The sequence below is a fragment of the Amycolatopsis sp. NPDC114505 genome (assembly GCF_055633615.1).
This window is the reverse complement of sequence record NZ_JBVKDV010000002.1, coordinates 2,128,089-2,148,976: the sequence shown is the minus strand read 5'-3', so window position 1 is coordinate 2,148,976 and position 20,888 is coordinate 2,128,089. Positions and strand designations below refer to the sequence as shown.

Genomic DNA, 20,888 nt, shown 5'->3' with positions numbered 1-20,888 from the left:
CTCCGAAGGTAAGCCGACATTTCGTTACAGTCAAGCAACGTAACTTAACAGCGATTGACCGTAACGTATCCGCTACGCTCGACCCCATGGTGTCCACACCCGACGAAGCCGCCCCGCGGCCCGGCGGCCGTCCCCGCGACGCCGCGCTCGACGAGGCGATCATCCTGGCCACCCGGGAACGCCTCGTGCGGGACGGCTATTCGCTCATGACCATCGGCGACATCGCCTCGGACGCGAAGGTCAGCCGCCCGACGCTCTACCGGCGGTGGAGCACGAAGTTCGACCTGGTCGTCGACGCGCTCGACTACGGCTTCCGCAAGCAGCGGGACAGCTACGCCGTCGACCTGGCCGGCCTGGCGCCGCGGGAAGCCTTCGTCGAAGCCGTCCGCCGGCTGGACCCCGCGTACTTCAACCCAGACGCCATGGTCCTCATGGGCAACTTCGCCGGCGAGGCGATCCGGACGCCGGAGCTGCTCGGGATCCTGCGCGAGCACGCCGTCGAACCACGGGTCACGCTGGTCGAGAACGTGCTGACCCGGCTGCAGGAGGCCGGCGCGGTCCGGGGCGACATCGACAAGCACACCATCGCGACGCTGTGCTTCGGCAGCTACTTCGCCGCCTTCTACCGCGGCGAACGCGGGGACGACATTCCCGAATCGGTCGTTTCGGTGCTGTGGCCGACGATCGCAACGGCGTCGCGCAGGCGCAAATAGGGTTTTCGCACAACCATTTCGGCCTCTCATCCGTGCATTAAGAGTGTGAGGACGACTTCGGATCGACGGCGGCGCTTCCGCGCGCGTGCCGTGACGGTCGCGGTGCTGGTGGGGGCCGGTATCGCGTTCGCCAACGCCGCCATCGGCACCCCGGCGGGCCCCGTGCTGGCCGCGGCACTGGGCGGGCACAGCCTGCCCGACACTAGCGCGCTGGGCCGCGACCCGGCACCCGCACCGCCGCCTCCGGCGACGACGTCGACGCCCAAGCCCAGCCCGATCCTCCCGTTCAACGCGAAACTGACCTCGGACGACATTCCGGTCCCCGGCGGCGGCGTGCGCGACGGCGCCTGCAGCGGCTCGCTCGTGGCGCCGCAGTGGGTCGTCACCGCCGGGCACTGCTTCCACGACCTCAAGGACGCGCGCATCGGCGGCCGGCCGCCGTACACGATGACCGTGACGATCGGGCGGCTCAAGGACACCGACCCCGGCGGCCACACGGCGGTGGTCGTCGACGTCCGCCAGTCGCCGGTCAACGACCTGGCCGTCGCGAAGCTCAGCGCGCCGGTGGACGACATCACCCCGGTGGAGCTGGCCTCGAAGCGCCCCACGGTCGGCGAGGAGCTGCAGTTCGCGGGCTGGGGCTCGCACTCGGCGACCGTGCTCGGCCCGTCCGACCACCTCAAGCGCGGCCACTTCCGGATCTCGGGCATCGCGCAGTCCACGCTGGAGGCGTTGCCGATCGGCACGCGCACCGTGGACAACGGCCCCTGCCCGGAGGACTCGGGCGGCCCGTTCTTCGTCTCGGACGACGGCGACCGCACCGGACGCCTGGTGGCCATCGTGAACACCGGGCCGCCGTGCCCCCAGCCGGGCGCGGAGACGATCGCCCGGGTCGACGTGGTCGCCGGCTGGATCCGCGAGCAGACCGGCTGAGGTCAGCCCGCGAGCGGGATCTCGGCCCAGACGGTCTTGCCGCCGTCGCGGCGGTGGAAGTGCCCGCGCCGGCCGGAACAGGCGGCGACCAGGGTCAGCCCGGTGCCCGCCGGGGCCGTGTCGGGCACGACCGGGTCGAACCACGCCGACCCGCCGGCGTCCTCCACCCCGATCCAGACGGCGGCGTCCGCGCAGATCAGCAGGGCTCGCAGCGGCCCGGCGGCGTGCCGGACGGCGTTCGTGGCGAGCTCGCCGGTGATCAGCACGACGTCCTCCGCGACGTCGTCCGGCACGTCGCCCGCGGTCAGCTGCTCGCGCGCCCACGACCGCACCAGCCTGACCTGCGCCGGATCCGCCTCGAACTCGAAACTTTCCTGCGTCATGTCTTCGGCACCTCCCCCAGAAAGGTTTCCCCCGGATCGGGGATGACCAGGCCGAGGCGCTTCTACACGTCAATTAGCACGAACGGACGCATCCGCTCGTCGCCCGTCGGCCATTGACCGGGCGATTCCTGCCGTTCACCGCAGGCGGGGGCGCCGGGCTGTTACAAATCGCGGCCGGTGCGCGACACCACCGTGGAGCATCACAGGGAGAGCGGGGGTCGATGACGGGCGAACGACAGGTGCGGCTGCAGCTGGGCACCCGCGCGGTCTCGGTCCCCGCCGGGCACGGCCGCGAAGTACTGGAATACGCCGGGGTGACCGTTTTGCGCGTCGAGGACGGCGAACCGGTCGAGCAGGCGTGGGTCCCGGTCGGGACCTGCCCGAGCTTCGCCGACGACGAGGCGCTGATCGCCGCCTGGCACGCGGCCGTGCAGTGGACCCGGACGACCCCCACCGGGGCGTGAGCTGAACCACAGCTGTCACAGGGATCGACCGCGCGGTGTCTTGATGCCGAACCCGGCATCGAAGGAGACACCATGACCGAGCCCACCGAGGTCGTCGTGATCGGCGGCGGATACGCCGGCGTCATGGCCGCCAACCGCCTGACCCGCCGCGAGGACGTCGCCGTCACCCTGGTCAACCCGCGCCCGCACTTCGTCGAGCGGATCCGCCTGCACCAGCTCGCCGCCGGCTCCGGCGACGCGGTCGTGGCCTACCGCGACGTCCTCGCCGAGCGCGTCCGGCTGGTCGTGGACAGCGTGACGCGGATCGACGCGGCCGCGCGCACCGTGACGCTCGCCGATGGCGGCGCCCTCGGCTACGACTACCTGGTCTACGCCGTGGGCAGCGCCGGCGCGGGCGTGCCCGCGTTCGCCTACCCCGTCACGACTCTCGAGGAGGCGCGGCAGCTGCGGCCGGTCCTCGACGGCGCGGCCGCGGTGACGGTCGTCGGCGCCGGCCCGGCCGGGATCGAGACCGCGGCCGAACTGGCGGAAGCGGGCCGCGCGGTGACGCTGGTCTGCGGCGGCGAGCTCGGGCCGTACCTGCATCCGAGCGGCCGGCGCGTGGTCGCCGGACGGCTGGCGAAGCTGGGCGTGACCGTCCTCGCCGACGCCGTGGTGAGCGAGGTGACCCGCGATGCCGTGCGGCTCGCCGACGGCCGTGAACTGCCCAGCCCGGTGACTGTCTGGACCGCCGGCTTCGGCGTGCCGGACCTGGCCGCGCGCAGCGGGTTGAGCACCGACGACCTGGGCCGCCTGCGCACGGACGAGACGCTGACCAGCGTGGACGACGACCGGATCGTGGCGGCCGGCGACGCGGCGGCGCCGTCGGACCTGCCCTACCGGATGGGTTGCCAGTCGGCGGTCCAGCTCGGCCCGCAGGCCGCCGAGACGGTGCTCAGCCGGCTCGCGGGCCGCCGGCCCGAGCCGGTCGAGGTCGGCTTCGCCGGCCAGTGCCTGAGCCTGGGGCGGCACTCGGGGATCTTCCAGTTCTCCCACCGTGACGACACCGCGATCCGCCTCCACCTGCGGGGGCGGCTCGGCGCGAAGGTGAAGGAATGGGTGTGCCGCAGCACGGTCTGGCAGCTCAAGTACGAAAGCCGCAAGCCCGGCGTCCGCAAGTGGTGGGTCAAGGACGCCCGGCGCCGCGAGCTGCTGGAAGCGCAGCCCGCGGCCGCCTGACCGGCCGGGTGCCGGGGACACCCCCGGCACCCGGTCCCCTACCCGGCCCTGCGCCGGCCCGAGACCACCGCCGGGACGGGTGCTCCGTTGATCACGAACTGCGACCCCGGTTCGATGACGACGTCTCCCTTCGCCGAGCCGGAGATCGTCACGTTGGTCAGCGTCGCGCTGCCGCGGGCACCGCTCATCGCGAGGATGCCGGCCCCGTTCCTGGACTGGTCGATCTTGACGTTCGTGACCGCCGCCGTCACCACTCCTCCCCCGGTCTTGAACTGGATGCCGTCGTAGGTCGAGTCGTGGATCTCGGTGTCCCGCAGCGTCACGCCCGGGATGTCCTTGCCCTGTGCGAAGAACGTGATCGCGCCGAACTGCTGCTGCTCGCCCCAGAACACGCCGCCGCAGCGGTAGAGGGCGTTGTTGGCGATCGTCGTCTGCCCGGAGAACGGCAGCGGGTCGTGGTCGGTCGCCAGCATGATGCCCGGGTAGTTCATCGTGTCGTAGACGAGGTTGTTCTCGATCCGGTTGCCGTACCCGCCGTAGACCGCGATCCCGTTGGCGCGCCAGGGAAGCTGGATCGTGTTGTTGGTGAACACGTTGTCGTGCCCGATGTCGACGGACGGGTCCTTCACGTACTGGTTGGCCCACACCGCGAGCGAGTCGTCCCCGGTGGTGCGGAAGGACGAGTTGAACACCCGCGAGTTGCGCGTGCCGTTGGTGAAGTTGATGCCGTCGGCGTAGGTGTCGCGGATCCGCATCCCGCTGAAGTCCAGGCCGTCGGCCGGGCCCCACAGCTCGGGCTTGTTGCTGTAGTCGCGGCCGACCCACACGCCGACGTTGGCGTGCTCGATCCAGACGTTCGCGATCTTGGTGCCGGTGCCGAACCGGCCGTTGAGCCCGACGCCGCCCTCGGCGTTCCCGTCCCCGCCGCGGATCCGGCCGGAGCCGAAGATCGCGATGTCGGAGAGCTGGACGTTCTTGTCGATGTCGAACCCGAAGTTGCCCTCGTGCGGGTGGTTGATGGTGCCCGCGTCCTGCGGCTGGATCAGCGAGTACAGCTGCGAGCGCCACATGCCGGCACCGCGGATCGTCACGTTGGAGATGCCGATCTGGTTGTACTGGCCGCCGCCGTTGGGCACGGTCGGGTCGTCGGTGAGGATCTTCGCCTCCTGCCGCCACTGTCCTTCCGGGATCCAGACGCAGGCGATCTTGCCGTTCTGGTCGTCGGTGACCGCGCGCTGGATCGCCGGCGCGTCGTCGACGCCGTCGTTCGGCACGGCGCCGTACTCGGTGATCGACGTGCATTCGGCCGGCTTCGGCAGCGCGGGCGCCACCTGCTCCAGGTCGACCAGGTCGATGACGTAGTACGCCGCGTTGTCGCCGTTGTCCCGCTGCAGCTTGAACTTCGTGCCCGGCGGGTAGGACTGCGCCAGCAGCGCGTGCGACTCGTCGAACAGCCGCCGCGCGTCGCCGCCGGGCCGGTTCGTCAGCCCTTCGGGGTCGTCGGTGGTGCCGTAGAGCCAGCTGTGCGTCGAGGACAGCGTCAGCTTCTGCGCGAAGGTGCCGTTGACGTACAGGCTGAGCGTGTAGTCCTGCCCGCCGCCCGCGGCCGCGTCGGGGACGGAGTTGCGGACCACGATCGAGTTGGCCTGGTTCGTCGACGTGACCTCCACGTACTGGCCCTGGCTCGCCAGCCGGACGGACTGGCGGCCGGACGACTCGGTCGCGAAGTTCGTGTGGCCGAACGTCCGCAGCGGGTCGGTCTGGAGCAGTTGTCCTTGGTACTGCGCGGATTCCGCTTCGTACTCGGTGTACGGCACGGCCGCGCCGCGGCCCACCACGATCGCCCGTGAGAGGTCGTTGTTGGACTCGTTGGTCTCCGCGACGGTGTTCGCCGAGTCGGCCGTCGCGGTGAGGGTCGCGCCGCCGGTGGTGGCGGTCCACGTGCCGGAGATCGCGACGTTCGCCGTCGCGCCGGCCGCGATCGCGGCGGTGGCACCGGTCAGCGTGGTGGCGCCGGCGGTCAGCCGGGTCACCGAGGTGCCCGCGGCGCTCGTGCCGCGGTTGTGCACCGCGACGGTGAACGAGACCGCCGTGCCGGCCGCCGGGTTCGGCGGGTTCGACGTGATGCCGGTGACCTCGAGGTCCGGGCCCGGCGCCTGCGCGATCACGAGCTGCGTCGGCGAGGTGAACGTGTTGTTGGTGTCGTCCTGCTCGACGATCGTGCCGGCCGGGTCGACCGTGGCGGACACGCTGTAGGTGCCCTGCGGCCGGGTGCCCGCGTTGACCGTCACCGTCGTGGACGCGCCCGCCGCGAGGGAACCGACGGCCGCGTTACCGACGACGGTGCCACCCAGGCTGACGTTGACGGTCGTGGCCGCCGCGGTCGCGGTGCCCGCGTTCTTGACGGTCGCGGAGACCGCGAGCTGGCTGGTCTCCGTCGGGTTGGCCGGGGTCCAGGTCGTGCCGGTGACGACCAGGTCCGGGTTCGGCGCCGGCGTGCCGAGCACCTGGAACTCCGCGACCTGCGCGCCGGGCGCGCCGGAGTTGGCGGAGAACTGCAGCCGGACGTCGGCCGCCCGCCCGCTGACCGGGATGGTCACGGAGTTCTGGTTCGCGGCCGGGTCGAACCGGTAGTCGGCGCGGGCCTTGAGGGAGGTGAACGCCGGGGCGCCCTGGTCACGGCCGAGGACCTCGAAGTTCTGCGTCCGCGTGGCCCAGGCCGAGTCCGGGTTGAGCTTGACGACGACCTGGTCGAGGTCGGCGTTCGCGCCGAGCTTCACGGTCAGCGTGCTCGACTGGCCCGAAGCTTCCCAGTACGTGGCGGTGCTGTTGTCGTTCGCGTTGGCGGCGACGAAGGAGAAGACGCTCGAGGACGCCTCGATCGCCTTGCCCGCGGCGAGGTTCTGGCCGGCCTGGGTGCCCTGGCGCACGACGTGGTTGCTGTCGGCGGACTCGTGCCCGGCGGCGTCCTTGGCCCGCACGAAGTACTCGACGCGCGTGCCGGCGGGCCGCGCTTCGGCGAACGTCGTGCCGGTGACCGTGGTGACGGCCGTTCCGTCGCGGTAGACGGTGTAGCCGGTGACGCCGACGTCGTCGGTCGAGGCCGACCACGTCAGCGCGACCTGGCCGGAGGACGGCTCGGTGAGCGTCAGGTTCGCCGGCGCGGTCGGGGCCTGCGTGTCGCCGGTGTCGGGGCCGTACAGCTCGAACTCCGAGAGCTGCGCGGCGGGCCACTGCGTGTTGGCGGTGACGTTCAGCCGGACGTACCGGGTCGACGCCGTCACCGGGATCGTGACGGTGTTGGCGCCCGGCGCGAAGGCGTACCCGCTCGACGCGACGAGGTCGGTGAACGTGGTGCCGTCGGTGCTGCCGCGCACGGCGAGGGTCTGGGTGCGGGCCTCCCAGCCGGTGGGCAGCTTGAGCACGATCCGCGAGAGGGACTTCGCGGAGCCCAGGTCGGCCTGGATCCACTGCGGGAAGGCGTTGTTCGCGGACTCCCAGTACGTGGCCTGGTTCCCGTCGGCGGCATTGGCGACGGGATAGCCGGGCAGCGCGCTGCTCGCCGACACCGTCCTGGTCAGGGGCACGTCCGCCGCGGCCGCCGCCGCTTCGGGTGAGCCGGGTGAGCCGGGTGGGCCGCTCGCCGCCGAGGCGAGGGAGAGCCCGGCGACGGACAGCCCCACGGCGAGGAATCCGGCGACGAGCCGGGACAGGCGCGTACGAGTCATGGCGTCTTCTCTTCTTCGAGACGGCGGGGGACGGGGAGCCTGAGCCACCCGAGTCTGCAACAAGTGAGCGCCGTCACGCAAGAACCAGACACCGATCAGAAAATTTACGACTCCTTCGCTGTCACTCGGCTGGCCCAACCGGACGAACGAGGGCGAACCGCTCGGCGAAGGCCGCCATCTCCTCGCGTTGGCCGACCGGGTCGGCGGTCGTGGGGCTCACGACGACGCGGGTGACACCCTGCCGCGCGAGCGTCTCGGCGTCCTCTTCGGACATTCCGATCGAGCCCCATCGCGTGTGCTGCAAGGCATCCGGGTCCCGGCCGGCTTCGCTCGCCGCGGCCCGGGCCTGCTCGAACTGACGGCGGCGCTCGTCCGGGGTGAGCAGGCCGCCGGGGAAGAAGCCGTCCCCGCGTCGCCCGGCCCGCCGCGCGGCGGCGGCACTCGACCCCCCGACGTGGATCGGCAGGGCGCCGCCGACGGGCTTAGGGAAGCTGCACACGGCGTCGAGGGGGAAGAACTCCCCCGCGTGGCTGACGCCGTCCGAGCCGCCGGCCCAGAGCAGCCGCAGGACGTCGATCGCCTCGTCGGCCCGGCGGCCGCGGGTGGCGAAGTCGACGCCGGCCGCCGCGGCTTCACCGGGCAGCGCGCCGACGCCGATGGTGAGCAGCCGCAGGCGTCCGCCGGACAGCAGGTCGACCGTCGCCAGCCGCTTGGCGAGCACCACCGGGTGGTGGTAGGGCAGCAGCAGGACGCCGGTGCCGAGCAGGATGCGCCGCGTGCGGGCGGCGACGAACGTCAGGCACTCGAGCGGGTCGCCGTAGGGCAGCGCCGGGTCCAGCTCCATCGGCCCGATCCTGGCGCCGGGATACAGGGCGACGTGCTCCGGCACGTACAGCGATTCGAAGCCGAGGTCTTCGGCCTCCCGCGCGAATCGCGTGAGCGTGGCGGGGTCGACGCCGAAGTGGGGGGTGCTGTAGCTGATTCCGAACTTCACGCGGCACGACGCTAAACACTGACGCGCGCGTCAAGGCAAGGGTCAGCGGAGCGCGAACACCATCCCGATGTCGGCCGCCTGCTGGACCGCGTCCTGCACCGTCTCGACGGCGAACCCGCGCGTGGCGAAGACTTCGCGGACGCGGTCACGGTTTTCGGCCCACCGTTCGACTTCGACGACGGCCTGCCGGACCAGCGGCCAGTGCCGCTCGTCGATCCCCCGCAGCACTTCGAGCTCGGCGCCTTCGACGTCGACCTTGAGCAGGTCGATGCGGTCGATCCCTTCTTCGTCGAGCACCGGCGACAGCGGCCGGACGCGCACGCGGTGCGTCTCGAGGTCGCGCATCACCTTCAGCTGCCGCCCGACCAGCCCGCGCAGGACCGGCGCCGGCACGCGGCGGGCGGCCGGGCCCATGCCGCCCTGGCGGATCATCTCGACGATGCTGGCGGTGACGCGCTTGCGCTCCGCCTCGACGTTGCCCTCGTCCCGCAACGACGACGAGAAGATCGTCGCGCCTGGGAAGTAGCTGAAGTCGAGCTCGTCCTCACCGGCCGCGAGCCCGAAGGGCAGCGCTTTCAGCCGCCCGGCGAAGAAGTCCCGGCTGTTGCTTTCCAGCTTCTCGTAGAGCGGCGGCAACGGCTCGAAGGCGTAGATCCGCACGTCACCGCCGAGCCGTTCGTAGACCGCCGCGGAGAAGACGCCGATGTTGGCCCCGACGTCGAGGACGGTGGCACCGGGTGCGAGCTCGACGCCGTGGGCGAAGTAGCCGCCGACTTCTTCGCGGAGAAAGGACACTTCCCAGGGGTTGACGCTGTGCAGGTCCATGGTCACGCGCAGAGGCATACCAGGCCTGGCGCCGGTGATCCAGCCCCATTGGTAGGTGACCCGGCGACGGCGCGCACCCACGGGCCCGGCCGGGCACCCGGCGTGGTCCTTGACGAACCCCACCGGCCTCCTTAGGTTGTCCAGACATAGGACGTCAGACATCCCATGTCCTACCTCGACGAGGAGGTCGAACCGGTGTCCCCGATTCGCAGGCTCAGCACGATCCTTCTGGCGGCGGCCACGACCGCGCTGTCCTTCGCCCCCGCCGCCACGGCGAACCCGACGCACGGATGCGCGTCGTCCGTGGCCTTCACCTCCGGGACCGAGGGCTACGACACCTTCCGCATCCCCGCGGTGGTCCGGGCCGCCAACGGGGCACTCGTCGCGTTCGCCGAAGGGCGGCGGGACTCGGCCGGGGACTCCGGGGCCATCCAGACCGTGGCGCGCACCTCCCGTGACGGCGGCTGCACCTGGGGGCCGCTGTCGGTGGTGGACAGCAACGGCGACGCCACCGCCGGCAACCCGACGCCGGTCCTCGCGCGCGACGGCGACCTGGTCCTGCTGACCGTCCACAACGGACCGGTCTCGGAGAAGCAGATCATGTCCGGGCAGGCGTCCGCGCTGGACACCCGCCGCGTCTTCGTCCTGCGCAGCCGCGACGACGGCCGCACCTGGTCCCCCGCCCGGGACATCACCGCCGACGCGAAGCTGCCCGGCTGGCGGTGGTACGCCACCGGCCCCGGGCACGCGACGGTCCTGCGGCACGGCCCGCACGCGGGCCGGATCGTCGTGCCCGCCAACCATTCCAGCTCCCCGCCGGCCGGCTCCCCCGACGTCGGCACCGAGGCGAAGTACTACGGCGGCCACGACCTCTACAGCGACGACGACGGCCGCACCTGGCACATCGGCTTCACCGACGACCGCACCGACGGCGTCGTCGCCGCGAACGAGACGACCGCGACCGAGCTGCCCGACGGCACCCTCTACTTCTCCAGCCGCAACCAAGGCTCCGCCGCCGAGCACCGCGTCGACGGCTACAGCGTCGACGGCGGGAAGACGCTGGTCCGGCCGTACCAGGTGCAGCCGTCGCTGTCCGGGACGAAGGTCGAGGGCAGCGTCCTGCAGACGACGATCCCGTGGCTGCTGGTCTACTCGGGCCCGGCCGACCCCGCCACGCGCGCCGTGATGCAGCTGCGGCTGAGCACCGACCGCGGGCACACCTGGCGCGCGGGCCGCACGCTGACCACCGGGCCGGCGGCCTACTCCGACCTCGTGCAGGCCGGCCCGGCCACGCTCGGCGTCCTCTACGAGACGGGCACGGCCGGTCCGTACGAGAAGATCGTGTTCGAGCGGGTGGGTTTGGCTCCGGGACAGCTCGGGAACGCCCCCGCGAGGAGGTGATCGACGTGGCCGATCTGCTCGGACCGCGCGTGCCCGGTCCAGCGCGGCTGCGGGAGCTGCTGGCCGGGGACGACCTCGTCGTCGCGCCGGGAGCCTACGACGCGCTGAGCGCCCGGCTGGTCGAGGCGGCCGGGTTCCCGGCGGTCTACATGACCGGCTTCGGCACGACGGCGTCGCTGCTCGGCCGTCCCGACGTCGGGCTCCTGACGATGACCGAGATGGTCCAGGCGGCGAGCCGCATCCGCTCGGTGGTGGAGGTCCCGGTCATCGCCGACGCGGACACCGGCTACGGCAACGCGCTCAACGTCATCCGCACGGTCCGCGAGTACGAAGCCGCCGGCGTCGCGGCGATCCACCTGGAGGACCAGGTCGCGCCGAAGCGCTGCGGGCACCTCGAAGGCAAGCGCGTGGTCCCGGCACCGACCATGGTCGACCGGGTGCGGGCCGCGGTGGCCGCCCGGTCGGACCCCGACTTCCTGCTGATCGCCCGCACGGACGCCCGTGCGGTCGAAGGCCTCGACGCGGCGATCGACCGGGCCCGCCGCTACCGGGACGCGGGCGCGGACATGCTGTTCGTGGAGGCGCTGCAGTCCGAAGCCGAGATCGAACGGGTGGCCGAGACGTTCCGCGACGTGCCGCTGCTGTTCAACTGGGCGGAGGGCGGGAAGACCCCGCCGGTGGGGCGCGACCGGTTGCGCGAGCTCGGGTTCCGGCTGGTGATCTGCCCGATCTCGACGCTGCTGGCGGCGACCGAGGCGATGCGCGCGGTGCTGGGCCGGATCGCGGCGGATGGGACGCCGGTCGAGGCTGTTCGTGAGTTGCCAGGGTTGACGGACTTCGCGGAGCTGGTCGGCCTGCCGGAGGTCGGGGAGATCGGCGAGCGCTTCGGCGACGGCTGAGGCCGGACCGGGGATGACCACGGGAAACTGTCGTACCCGACCGGTAACGTCCTCCCCGTGGAAGCTCGGGAGCGCATACAGGAACTGGCCGACCGCATCGTGGTCCTCCGCGACGCGTACTACCGGGGTTCGCCGTTGGTGGCGGACGCGGAGTACGACGCGGTCGAAGACGAGCTGCGCGGGCTCATCGCGGCGAACCCGGACCTGACCCCGGACCCGAACCCCCTCGACCAGGTGGGCGCCCCGGCGGTCCTGCACGCCCCGATCCGGCACTCGCGGCCCATGCTCTCCCTGGAGAAAGCCACGAAACCGGAGCAGGTCGAGGCCTTCTTCGACCGCTTCCCCGGCCAGCCGGTCGTCGTCATGCCCAAGCTGGACGGCCTGTCGCTCGCCGTCGTCTACGAGGACGGGCGGCTGCGCCGGGCCGTCACCCGCGGGGACGGGACGACCGGCGACGACGTCACCCCGCTGGTCCGGGCCCTGACCGACGGGATCCCGGACCGGGTCGAGGCGCCGGGGCGGGTCGAGGTGCGGGGCGAGGCCGTCATGCTGCGGTCCACCTTCGCCGCCTACAACGTCGCGCACCCGGACAAGCCGCTGATCAACCCGCGCAACGCCGCCGCCGGCACGCTGCGGGCCAAGGACCCGGCCACCGTCGCCGAACGGCGGCTGCGGTTCTTCGCCTTCGACCTCGACACCGATCCCGACAGCGCCGAGACCGACCTCGGCCGCGCACTGCAGACGCTCGGCTTCACCGCGGCCGACATGCGCCGCTGCGCCGACGCTGCAGCCGCGCAGGCCGTGATCGGCGAGATCGAACAGCAGCGCAACGAACTGGACTACGACCTCGACGGCGCCGTGCTGCGGCTCGCCGACCGCACCGCCTACGCCGCCGCCGGCACCCGGTCGAGCTCGCCGCGCGGGGCGCTCGCCTTCAAGTTCGCCGCCGAGGAGAAGACCACCGTCCTGGCCGATGTCATCTGGGACGTCGGCAAGACCGGCAAGATCGCCCCGGTCGCCTGGCTGGAACCGGTGTTCGTCGGGGGCACCACCGTCACCCGCGCGACGCTGGCCAACCAGGAGGTGATCAAGGCCCGCGGCATCAAGATCGGCGACACCGTCCTGGTGCGCCGCGCCGGGGACGTCATCCCGTTCGTGGCCGGCGTGCTCGACGCGTCGAAGCGCACCGGCGCGGAGCGGGAGATCGTGCCTCCGAGCGCGTGCCCGTCGTGCGGGCAGCCGCTGACCGAGCAGGGCAACAGCCGGGAGCTGTTCTGCACCAACGTCGCCTGTCCCGCCCAGACCGTGCGGCGGCTGATCCACTGGGCGTCACGGGCCGCGGCGGACATCGAGGCCATCGGCGGCGTCTGGATCGAACGGCTGGCCGAGTCCGGCGACCTCGAGCACCCGTCGGACTTCTACGCGCTGACCAAGGAACGGCTGCTGGAGTTCGACCGCATCGGCGAGGTCTCGGCGGCGCGGATGATCGAGTCGATCGACGGGAGCCGGGCGGTCGGGCTGCGCCGGGCGCTGATCGGGCTCGCGATCCCGATGGCGTCCGAAGGCACCGCCGCGCGCCTGTGCCGGGCGGGGTTCGGTTCCCTCGAGGACGTCGTCGAGGCCGGGGTGGAGGGGCTGGTCGCCGTCGAGGACATCGGGCCGAAGGTCGCCGCGTCGCTGATCGAGCACCTCACGCGGCTCCAGCCCGAGCTCGAACGGCTGCGGGAGCGGGGCGTGTCGCTGGACGTGCGCGAGGAGGACCTCCCGCCGGTGGTCGCGGCCGGTGCTCCCCTGGCCGGCAAGACGGTGGTGGTCACCGGCTCGATCAGCGACCCACGCTCGGGCGAAAAGGTCCCGCGGCCGACGTTCCAGAGATTGTGCGAGAAGGCCGGTGCGACCATCGCGTCGTCGGTCTCGGCGAGCACGGACCTGCTCATCACCGGTGCCGACGTCGGGGCCGCCAAACTCACGAAGGCGGAGAAGCACGGCGTGACCGTCGCCGACCAGAGTGAAATCTGGCCGCAGCTGATCGAAGCCGGAATCATCTGACGCGGGGGCTCGTGAGATGCTGCGACCGCGCAGCAGGCCCGAGGGAGAGGCGGAGCGGGTGACCACCTGGACCGATGTGATCAACTTTGTCCGGACGCGGTACGAGGTCCTGGAGGACACCGAAGACTGGCTCCGGTTCCGCCTGGAGGGTCCGGACGGCCGGACGCAACAGGTGACGGTGCACCACGTGGAGGAACTGCACGGCGGCGCGTGGGTCGAGATCTCCTCGCCCGTCGGCTGGGCCGACAAGCTGGACCTGCGGCGCCTGCTCGAGCTGGCCGGGTCGTCGGCCGTCGGCGGCGCCGCGGTGGTCGACGGGGTCGCGCTGCTCAAGCACACCGTGCCGCTGGAGGACCTCAGCATCGAGCACGAGTTCGAGCGCCCGCTCAAGGCAGTCGTCGCGCGGGCCGACTCGCTCGAGCACGAGCTGACCAAGTCGGACGAGTTCTAGCCGCTCACACGTGCATTGCGAGCCACAGCGCCATCCAGGCGAGGCACGCGAACGCGCCGCCGACTCCGAACGCCAGCAGCACCCGCCGCAGTCCCGCGACGATCCCGGCCCGGCCCGACACTTCGGTGATCCCTGCATCAGCCATGCCGGAGTGTTGCCGCGCACCGGGATCGGCAAACATCCGGTTCAGGATTCGCCCATCACCAGTCCCTCGATGGTGTGCTTCTGGGTGATCGGCTCCAGCGTGTCGACGACCGGGCAGCGCAGGTGGGCGCGCACGGATTCCGGGAGTGACGCCCAGAAGTCGTGCGTCACAGCGGTGTCGTGGCGTTCGTCGTTGCCGGCGCCCGGCGCGTCGAGGCCCAGCACGAGCACCGGCCGGGACTTCGCGGAGTGGTTCGCGGTGCCGCGGTGGACGGTCAGCGCGGAGCGGATCGAGATGTCCCCCATCCGCGGGAACTTCCGCGCCGCCAGCGATCGGTAGCGCGGGTAGGCCGAGCGCGGCGGGAACATGCCGTGGTCGAACGCGGCGCCGTCGTCCCAGTGGGTGCCGGGCGCGATCTCGAACGGGCCCATGTCCGGCTCGGTGTCGACGGCGGTCACGTTGACGGCCAGGGAGTTCAGCCTGCGGTGGCGGGCCGTTTCGTCGGGCATCGGGAAGTCGCGGTGCCACGGCTGGTCGACCGCGCCGGCGAGCGGGACGTCGAACCCGATCTCGACGATCCGGTACTCCGGGCCCAGCACGGCCTCGGCGACCGCGGTGATCCACGGGTGCGCGGCCAGGTCGGCGAAGCCGCGCAGCTGTTCGGGGTGGATCTCGACGTAGTAGCGGTTCGGGCCGCGGCCGACGGCGCCGTCCGGCCGGGCGCGAGCCTCGGCGAACGCCGTGTCGATGTCTTCGCCGAGCCGGCGCACCCACTCGCGCGGGAACGCCCGCGGCAGACCGATGATGCCGTCCTCGTGGAGCCGGCCGGTCAGGGACTCGACTTCGGCGGCGGGCAGCGGGGCGATCGGATCCGTGGTCATTTGAGCCTCCGAGGCGTCACGACGGCGTGGCGTCTTCAGTTTGCAACGTGGCATGCCACGTTGCAAGAGGTAGGGTGCCGTCGTGAACCCGAAGTTGCGGGACGTGGCCGAGCACGCCGGGGTGTCGGTGCGGACGGTGTCCAACGTGGTCAACGGCTTCCGCTACGTGGCCCCGGCGACCCGCGAGCGGGTGCAGGCGAGCATCGACGCGCTCGGCTACCGGCCGAACATGGCCGCCCGGACGCTGCGGCAGGGCCGGACCGGGCTGGTGGCCCTGGTCGTCCCGGAGATCGATTCGCCGTACTTCGCCGAGCTCGCCGCGCGGACGGTCCGCATCGCCGGCCGCCGCGGCCTGACCGTCCTCATCGACCAGACGGACGGCGATGCCGAGCGGGAGAAGGAGCTCCTGCACGGCCGGCGCAGCCAGCTCGTCGACGGCGTCCTGTTCAGCCCGTGGGCGGTGGCCCCCGCGGAGCTGGCCGCGCGCACCGACACCGTGCCGCTGGTGCTGCTCGGCGAGCACGACGGCCCGGCCGGGGTCGACCACGTCGCGATCGACAACGTCGCCGCCGCGCGCGAGGCCACCGGGCACCTGCTGGCGACCGGACGCCGCCGCGTCGCCGCGCTGGGCATCCAGCCGGCGTCGCTGAACGCGACCGCCCGCCAGCGTCTCGCCGGGTACCGCGACGCGCTGGCGGACCTGCCCCGGCTGGAGGTCCCGGTCCGGCGCCTGCACCGGGCCGACGGCCACCGCGCGATGCTGGAGCTGCTGGACCGCGCCGAGCCGCCCGACGCCGTCTTCTGCTTCACCGACGAGCTCGCGCTGGGCGCGTTGCGCGCCGCCGCCGACCGCGGCCTGAGCGTGCCGGACGACGTGGCGTTGGTCGGGTTCGACGACATCGAGGACGGCCGGTTCAGCGTCCCGGCCCTGACGACGGTGTCACCGGACAAGGACCGCATCGCCGAGCTCGCCCTGGACCGCCTGGCCGCCGAGCCCGGGCCGCCGCGGTCGATCGTCGCCCCGCACCGGCTCGTCGTGCGCGGGACGAGCTGACCGCTCAGGCGTCCCGGTTCACCACACGCAGGATCAGCCACTGGTCGAACCACGCCCCGGCGGTGGTCACGACCAGCATGACGAGGCCGAGGATCAGGTGCGTGTAGCTGTGCAGCGGCGCCGCGCTGTCGGTCAGCTTCGTCAGTCCGATCTGCAGCCCCAGCCGCAGCGCGAAGAGCACGGCGACGAGGACCAGGGCCTGCTTGCTGCGCCACACCGCGCGCAGGTACTTGCGGCGCCGGGACAGCAGCGTGAACCACAGCGTCAGGTGGACCGCGACCAGCGCGAGCGGCAGGTACACCACCCACGAGTACCGGTCGCTGAACTGCAGGCTGAAGTCGTTGCTCGCCACCAGCAGGCCGACGAGCACGAAGTACCAGCCCGGCAGGCCTTCGATCTTCCCGGACCGCGGCACGGCCTCCACTTCGGCCTCCCGCATCAGAAATCGGTTCATGCTCCGAGCGTGGCGGGATCCGCGGCGGAAGCGATCAACCGGCGGTACGAGAATCTCCCACCGTCTCATACCCAGGTACGAACTCCCGGCGCGAACGCGGCGGACGGGCGCCGGGTGGGGCACGATCGGCGGATGACCTTCGCCGGCCACCCGGGCATCCCGTGGACCGGCCGCCGCGGCCCGCTGGTGGCCGAGGCGGCCGTCCTCGGCGTGCTGGTGGCGCTCGACCTGGTCTTCGCGGCCCAGGCCCTGCCCGGTCAGGGCCAGCTGGTCACCGTCGCCGCCGAGTTCGCGCCGGGCGTCGGGCCGGTCGTGGCGCTGCTGGCCGTACTGCGCCGCCGGTTCCCCGACCGGGTGGCCGCGCTGGCCACCGCCGTCTCCGGGCTTTCGCTGCTGGGCTCGGCGGTCGCGGCCGCGCTCGCGACGACGGGCGCGCGGCTCCCGCCCCAACCCGGCGCGGCCGAAGCCCTCGCGATCGCGCTCGTGGTCGGCGCCTGCTGCCACCGGCTCTCACCCCGGGCGGCCGCCGTCCAGGCCGTGCTCGGCGGCTGCGCGGCCACCCTCGCCCCGATCCTGCGCTACGGCACCGGCTCCCCCGCCGCGCTCTACGCCGCCGGGGCCGCGGTGGTCTGGGGTGGCGCGCTGGCCGGCGGGCTGGTCCTGCGCGACGCCGACGTCCGCCACCGCGTGGACGTCCTGGAACTGCGGTCCGCGGAACGGCTCCGGCTCGCACGCGAGCTGCACGACCTCGTCGCCCACCAGATCACCGGCATCGTCGTGCGCGTCCAGGCCGCGCACCGCGTCGCCGAGCGCACCGGCGGCGACACCGCGACCTTCGCCGAGCTGGAAACCGCGGGCGCGACCGCGCTTTCCGCGATGCGGCGGCTCGTCGGCGCGTTGCGGACCGGCGACGAAGACCTCTTCGTGCCGCCCGCCGACCTCGCCACCGCCGTCGACCGCGCGGTGCCCGACGACGACCGGATCCACCTCGACGTCAGCCCGGACCTCGCGACGCTGGCCGTCGCGCCGGAGGTCGTGACCACCGCGCACCGGCTGCTCACGGAGTCGCTCACCAACATCCGCCGGCACGCCCCCGACGCGGCCGAGGTCCGGGTGCTCGTCCACCACGAACCGCGCGGCGAGCTGCGCGTCGAGGTGGTCAACGACGGCGCCGCCCGGCCCGCCCGCCGGGGCGGCTACGGCCTGCTCGGCATGGCGGAGCGGGTCGCGGCGGTGGGCGGTACGGTGCAGGCCGGACCGGCGGAAGGCCGGCGCTGGCGCGTGCTCGCGCGGCTGCCGCTCGAACCCGGCTGAGGCGAGGGGAGACGGGGTTGCCGACGCGAGTGCTGATCGCCGACGACCAGGCGATGGTCCGCGCAGGGTTCCGGCTGATCCTCGAAGGCGAGCCGGACATCGAGGTCGTCGGCGAGGCCGCCGACGGCGACCAGGCGGTCCGGCTGGCACGCGAACTGCGCCCGGACGTCACGCTGATGGACATCCGGATGCCCGGCGTCGACGGGCTGCGCGCCACGGAACTGCTGGCGGGCGCGGGCGTCCCGGACCCGTTGCACGTCGTGATGGTCACGACGTTCGGGCTCGACGAGAACGTGCACGCGGCCCTGCGCGCCGGCGCCTGCGGGTTCCTGCTCAAGGACGCCGGGCCGAACCTGCTCATCGAAGCCGTGCACGCGGCCGCGCACGGCGAGGCCCTCGTCTCCCCCGCGATCACGACGCGGCTGCTGGCGCACTACGCGCGTCGCGGTCCCCGGACCGCTCCCGAGCCCGAAAACCCGCTCACCCCACGGGAACTCGACGTCGTGAAGGCCGTGGCCCGCGGCGAGACGAACGACGAGATCTGCCGCTCGCTGGTGGTCTCACTGCCGACGGTCAAGACCCACATCGGCGCGGTCAAGCGCAAGCTCGGCGCCCGCAACCGCACCGAGATCGCCATCTGGGCCTGGGAAAGCGGCCTGGCCCGCTGACCTCGGCACGCGGACGACGACCGTGCGCGCGACGACGTCACCGAACCGCTGGCGGCGCCGCGTCACCAGCATCACGACGATGCCGACCAGTCCCCACGCGAAGCCGTCGACCAGCATCAGCAGCTGCCGGACCACGAACACCGACAGCGGCGGGTGCGCACCGTCCAGCGTGACGACCCGCAGGCGCAGCCAGCGCATCGCCGGCGTCTGCCCGCCGTGCCGGTGGGGCCACCACACGGTGACGAACAGCAGGCCCAGGAAGTCCAGCACCAGCATCGTGTACAGGACGACCTTGAGAAACGTCAGCAGCCCCGGGCCGTGCGGGTGGAACAGCCAGACCACGGCGATCGCGAGCAGCAGCATCGGCACGAAGACGAGCAGCTCGTCCAGCAGGAACTGCAGGAGGCGGCGCCCGACGACACCGATTCCCGGACGGGTCATGACCCCATGATCACGGTCCCGGCGTCCCGGCGCGCGCTGAGCCGTCTCATACCCGGGACCGAGCCGCGAGCCCCGATCTAGTCCTCCGGGCTGATCACCGCCCGCCGCGGCCGGGCCAGGCTCGGGCGCACCCACCCGGCGACGGAAGGACCACCCGGTGCGCATTTCCCGGACAGGACTGGCGGCCGCGACGGCCGTCCTCTTCGCGGCGGCGGTGCCCGCCGCGGCCGCGGACCCGCTCACGCCGTACACGACCCAGCAGCTCCAGTGGGGCGACTGCCCCTTCAAACCGGCCACCGGCGACGCGCCCACGCAGTGCGCGCTCGTCACCGTGCCGCGGGACTGGGCCACCCCGGCCGCGGGCGCCGACCTCCAGGTGTCGATCAGCCGCGCCGCCGCGACCGGTGAGCGGCAGGGCGCGCTCCTGCTGAACCCGGGCGGGCCGGGCGGCCAGGGCACGCCGCTGGCCGGCTCGCTCGCCGCGCTGGAACCTTCGGTGCACCAGCTCTACGACTTCGTCGGCATGGACCCGCGCGGCACCGGCCACGCCGGCACCGACGACAAGGGTTTCCAGTGCCAGGTCCCGACCGGCCGCCTGCCGCAGGGAATCCTCGACGCGCGTGACCGGTCGGCGGCGAGCATCGCAGCGCACCAGCAGATCCCGCGGGCCACCGCCGAGGCGTGCCAGAGCGACGCGGTCGCGCCGTACATCACGACGTGGCAGACCGCGCACGACATGGACCTGATCCGCGCGCTGCTGGGCGACGAGAAGCTGAACTACCTCGGCTACTCCTACGGCACCTGGCTCGGCGCCAAGTACGCGTCGCTGTTCCCCGAGCACACCGGCAAGACCGTGCTCGACTCCAGCGTGAACTTCCAAGGCCGGCTGCAGGCCGACTTCGAGGCGTTCCCGGTGATCGACCAGCGCCAGTTCGACGATTTCTACGTGCCGTGGCTGGCGCGGAACCTCGGGGAGCAGCTGGGCGGGACGCCCGCGGAGGTCAAGGCGGAGTGGGAGCGCGTCCGTGCCTACTACGGCACTCACGGCGTCTCGCCCGACACCTTCGACGGCATCTTCGTCGGCAACGGCAGCGAGCTCCAGTGGCTGCTCGGCGCGCTGGTCTTCCTCCAGGGCGCCGCCGCGCTCGACGGGACGTCCGCCACTCCCCCGGCGAAGCTGGCGGACTCGATGGATGCGGTGTCGCGCAAGGCGTTCGGCGTCCCGGCCGCGTCGCTGACGCCGGAGCGGGTGGCCGCCGCGGCGCCGGACTACACCCAGCGCCCCGGCACCCGGTTCGCCGTCGCGTGCGGTGACCAGCCGACGCGCCCGGCGTCCTGGTACGAGCGGCTCAGCGACCGGCAGGGCCCGCGGTACCCGCTGTTCGGCTGGGCCTACGGCCTGGGCGAGACGTGCGGCTTCTGGTCGGACGCACCCCAGCACGAGCTGCCGGACGTCCCCGCGTCGGTGGCGGCGAACATCCTGGTGGTGCAGGGGGAATTCGATCCGCAGACGGGGTACGAGCAGGCGTCCGCGGCGGCGCGTTCGGCCGGCGTCCCGCTGGTGTCGGTGGACGATTCGCCGTTCCACGGCCAGTACGCGCTGGCGGGCAACCCGTGCGTCGACGGCCTGGTCAACGTGTTCCTGACCAAGAACTCCCGGCCCGGCAGCACGACGTGCCCGGGCGTCCCCCTGATCGGCGAGGACCAGGTGTACCCGATCGCCGGTCCGGTGCGCAGCGCCGCGCCGTCCGTCCCGACGCGACTCTCTTCGGACGGTGCTGTGCGCACGCGGGTCCGGGACGAGGTCAGTGCGATGAACCGCTGACGACGCGTTCGGTCGCCGGGATCGGCTTGCCACGGGGCCCTTCGCGGA

General features: G+C 72.6%; 20 protein-coding genes. 12 read left to right on the top strand and 8 right to left on the bottom strand.

Annotated features, from left to right (window positions below; all coding sequences use genetic code 11):
- The first annotated feature begins 86 nt into the window (after positions 1–86).
- Together ACZ7OU_RS28020 and ACZ7OU_RS28015 are read left to right on the top strand one after the other, a co-directional pair.
- On the top strand, positions 87–713 hold the full coding sequence (locus tag ACZ7OU_RS28020; RefSeq protein WP_470257402.1) for a TetR/AcrR family transcriptional regulator: 627 nt from the start codon (positions 87–89) through the stop codon (positions 711–713).
- A gap of 45 nt (positions 714–758) precedes the next feature.
- Positions 759–1,646, top strand: coding sequence for a S1 family peptidase (locus tag ACZ7OU_RS28015; RefSeq protein ID WP_470257401.1), 888 nt, complete (start codon positions 759–761; stop codon positions 1,644–1,646).
- Between the two features lie 2 nt (positions 1,647–1,648).
- On the opposite strand, the gene ACZ7OU_RS28010 is transcribed toward ACZ7OU_RS28015, so the two are convergent.
- Positions 1,649–2,029 (bottom strand): ATP-binding protein, encoded by a 381-nt coding sequence (locus ACZ7OU_RS28010; protein ID WP_470257400.1) that lies wholly within the window; start codon positions 2,027–2,029, stop codon positions 1,649–1,651.
- A 221-nt stretch (positions 2,030–2,250) separates the two neighbouring features.
- Here ACZ7OU_RS28010 and ACZ7OU_RS28005 point away from each other — a divergent pair, with 221 nt between their 5' ends.
- Both ACZ7OU_RS28005 and ACZ7OU_RS28000 read left to right on the top strand, forming a co-directional pair.
- Positions 2,251–2,493, top strand: coding sequence for a hypothetical protein (locus tag ACZ7OU_RS28005; RefSeq protein WP_470237099.1), 243 nt, complete (start codon positions 2,251–2,253; stop codon positions 2,491–2,493).
- Positions 2,494–2,565: 72 nt separating this feature from the next.
- The gene (locus ACZ7OU_RS28000) at positions 2,566–3,711 is read left to right on the top strand and encodes an NAD(P)/FAD-dependent oxidoreductase (RefSeq protein WP_470257399.1); all 1,146 of its coding nucleotides are present in this window, start codon (positions 2,566–2,568) and stop codon (positions 3,709–3,711) included.
- A gap of 38 nt (positions 3,712–3,749) precedes the next feature.
- Here ACZ7OU_RS28000 and ACZ7OU_RS27995 read toward each other — a convergent pair whose 3' ends face one another.
- From ACZ7OU_RS27995 to ACZ7OU_RS27985, 3 genes are all read right to left on the bottom strand, one after another.
- Positions 3,750–7,439, bottom strand: a complete 3,690-nt coding sequence (locus ACZ7OU_RS27995; RefSeq protein WP_470257398.1) for a CARDB domain-containing protein — start codon at positions 7,437–7,439, stop codon at positions 3,750–3,752.
- 121 nt (positions 7,440–7,560) lie between these two features.
- Positions 7,561–8,433 carry a TIGR03619 family F420-dependent LLM class oxidoreductase gene (locus tag ACZ7OU_RS27990; protein WP_470257397.1) on the bottom strand — a complete coding sequence of 291 codons (873 nt, stop codon included), beginning with the start codon at positions 8,431–8,433 and terminating at the stop codon, positions 7,561–7,563.
- A gap of 42 nt (positions 8,434–8,475) precedes the next feature.
- Positions 8,476–9,381, bottom strand: coding sequence for an FkbM family methyltransferase (locus ACZ7OU_RS27985; protein ID WP_470257396.1), 906 nt, complete (start codon positions 9,379–9,381; stop codon positions 8,476–8,478).
- A 42-nt stretch (positions 9,382–9,423) separates the two neighbouring features.
- Between ACZ7OU_RS27985 and ACZ7OU_RS27980 the strand changes: the two genes are divergently transcribed.
- The 4 genes from ACZ7OU_RS27980 to ACZ7OU_RS27965 are packed head-to-tail and all read left to right on the top strand — an operon-like array spanning position 9,424 to position 14,058.
- Positions 9,424–10,659 carry a sialidase family protein gene (locus ACZ7OU_RS27980; protein WP_470257395.1) on the top strand — a complete coding sequence of 412 codons (1,236 nt, stop codon included), beginning with the start codon at positions 9,424–9,426 and terminating at the stop codon, positions 10,657–10,659.
- A 5-nt stretch (positions 10,660–10,664) separates the two neighbouring features.
- A complete protein-coding gene (locus tag ACZ7OU_RS27975; protein WP_470237104.1) occupies positions 10,665–11,558 on the top strand; it encodes an isocitrate lyase/PEP mutase family protein in 894 nt (297 codons plus the stop codon).
- 57 nt (positions 11,559–11,615) lie between these two features.
- Positions 11,616–13,607, top strand: a complete 1,992-nt coding sequence (gene ligA / locus ACZ7OU_RS27970; protein WP_470237105.1) for an NAD-dependent DNA ligase LigA — start codon at positions 11,616–11,618, stop codon at positions 13,605–13,607.
- A gap of 58 nt (positions 13,608–13,665) precedes the next feature.
- Positions 13,666–14,058: a hypothetical protein gene (locus ACZ7OU_RS27965; protein ID WP_470237106.1), complete on the top strand. Its 393-nt coding sequence runs from the start codon at positions 13,666–13,668 to the stop codon at positions 14,056–14,058.
- A 4-nt stretch (positions 14,059–14,062) separates the two neighbouring features.
- Here the strand turns inward: ACZ7OU_RS27965 and ACZ7OU_RS27960 are convergent, their stop codons facing one another.
- Both ACZ7OU_RS27960 and ACZ7OU_RS27955 read right to left on the bottom strand, forming a co-directional pair.
- On the bottom strand, positions 14,063–14,203 hold the full coding sequence (locus ACZ7OU_RS27960) for a hypothetical protein (RefSeq protein ID WP_470237107.1): 141 nt from the start codon (positions 14,201–14,203) through the stop codon (positions 14,063–14,065).
- Between the two features lie 41 nt (positions 14,204–14,244).
- Complete coding sequence (locus ACZ7OU_RS27955; RefSeq protein ID WP_470257394.1) at positions 14,245–15,084, bottom strand: phytanoyl-CoA dioxygenase family protein; 840 nt, start codon at positions 15,082–15,084, stop codon at positions 14,245–14,247.
- Between the two features lie 82 nt (positions 15,085–15,166).
- Here ACZ7OU_RS27955 and ACZ7OU_RS27950 point away from each other — a divergent pair, with 82 nt between their 5' ends.
- Positions 15,167–16,138, top strand: a complete 972-nt coding sequence (locus ACZ7OU_RS27950; protein WP_470257393.1) for a LacI family DNA-binding transcriptional regulator — start codon at positions 15,167–15,169, stop codon at positions 16,136–16,138.
- A gap of 4 nt (positions 16,139–16,142) precedes the next feature.
- Here the strand turns inward: ACZ7OU_RS27950 and ACZ7OU_RS27945 are convergent, their stop codons facing one another.
- The gene (locus ACZ7OU_RS27945) at positions 16,143–16,592 is read right to left on the bottom strand and encodes a hypothetical protein (RefSeq protein WP_470257392.1); all 450 of its coding nucleotides are present in this window, start codon (positions 16,590–16,592) and stop codon (positions 16,143–16,145) included.
- A 132-nt stretch (positions 16,593–16,724) separates the two neighbouring features.
- Here ACZ7OU_RS27945 and ACZ7OU_RS27940 point away from each other — a divergent pair, with 132 nt between their 5' ends.
- Positions 16,725–17,906: a sensor histidine kinase gene (locus ACZ7OU_RS27940; protein WP_470257391.1), complete on the top strand. Its 1,182-nt coding sequence runs from the start codon at positions 16,725–16,727 to the stop codon at positions 17,904–17,906.
- Between the two features lie 29 nt (positions 17,907–17,935).
- Positions 17,936–18,574 carry a response regulator gene (locus tag ACZ7OU_RS27935; RefSeq protein ID WP_470257665.1) on the top strand — a complete coding sequence of 213 codons (639 nt, stop codon included), beginning with the start codon at positions 17,936–17,938 and terminating at the stop codon, positions 18,572–18,574.
- On the opposite strand, the gene ACZ7OU_RS27930 is transcribed toward ACZ7OU_RS27935, so the two are convergent.
- On the bottom strand, positions 18,467–19,015 hold the full coding sequence (locus ACZ7OU_RS27930) for an RDD family protein (RefSeq protein WP_470257390.1): 549 nt from the start codon (positions 19,013–19,015) through the stop codon (positions 18,467–18,469). The two genes, ACZ7OU_RS27935 and ACZ7OU_RS27930, sit on opposite strands and share 108 nt — an antisense overlap.
- A gap of 157 nt (positions 19,016–19,172) precedes the next feature.
- Here ACZ7OU_RS27930 and ACZ7OU_RS27925 point away from each other — a divergent pair, with 157 nt between their 5' ends.
- On the top strand, positions 19,173–20,840 hold the full coding sequence (locus tag ACZ7OU_RS27925; protein WP_470257389.1) for an alpha/beta fold hydrolase: 1,668 nt from the start codon (positions 19,173–19,175) through the stop codon (positions 20,838–20,840).
- Positions 20,841–20,888: the final 48 nt, after the last annotated feature.

Coding starts and splice junctions, on each gene's coding strand:
- ACZ7OU_RS27980 (WP_470257395.1), top strand. CDS start 9,424: ATGTCCTACCTCGACGAGGAGGTCGAACCGGTGTCCCCGATTCGCAGG.
- ACZ7OU_RS27930 (WP_470257390.1), bottom strand. CDS start 19,015: ATGACCCGTCCGGGAATCGGTGTCGTCGGGCGCCGCCTCCTGCAGTTC.
- ACZ7OU_RS27995 (WP_470257398.1), bottom strand. CDS start 7,439: ATGACTCGTACGCGCCTGTCCCGGCTCGTCGCCGGATTCCTCGCCGTG.
- ACZ7OU_RS27955 (WP_470257394.1), bottom strand. CDS start 15,084: ATGACCACGGATCCGATCGCCCCGCTGCCCGCCGCCGAAGTCGAGTCC.
- ACZ7OU_RS27960 (WP_470237107.1), bottom strand. CDS start 14,203: ATGGCTGATGCAGGGATCACCGAAGTGTCGGGCCGGGCCGGGATCGTC.
- ACZ7OU_RS27940 (WP_470257391.1), top strand. CDS start 16,725: ATGACCTTCGCCGGCCACCCGGGCATCCCGTGGACCGGCCGCCGCGGC.
- ACZ7OU_RS28000 (WP_470257399.1), top strand. CDS start 2,566: ATGACCGAGCCCACCGAGGTCGTCGTGATCGGCGGCGGATACGCCGGC.
- ACZ7OU_RS27945 (WP_470257392.1), bottom strand. CDS start 16,592: ATGAACCGATTTCTGATGCGGGAGGCCGAAGTGGAGGCCGTGCCGCGG.
- ACZ7OU_RS28020 (WP_470257402.1), top strand. CDS start 87: ATGGTGTCCACACCCGACGAAGCCGCCCCGCGGCCCGGCGGCCGTCCC.
- ACZ7OU_RS28010 (WP_470257400.1), bottom strand. CDS start 2,029: ATGACGCAGGAAAGTTTCGAGTTCGAGGCGGATCCGGCGCAGGTCAGG.
- ACZ7OU_RS28005 (WP_470237099.1), top strand. CDS start 2,251: ATGACGGGCGAACGACAGGTGCGGCTGCAGCTGGGCACCCGCGCGGTC.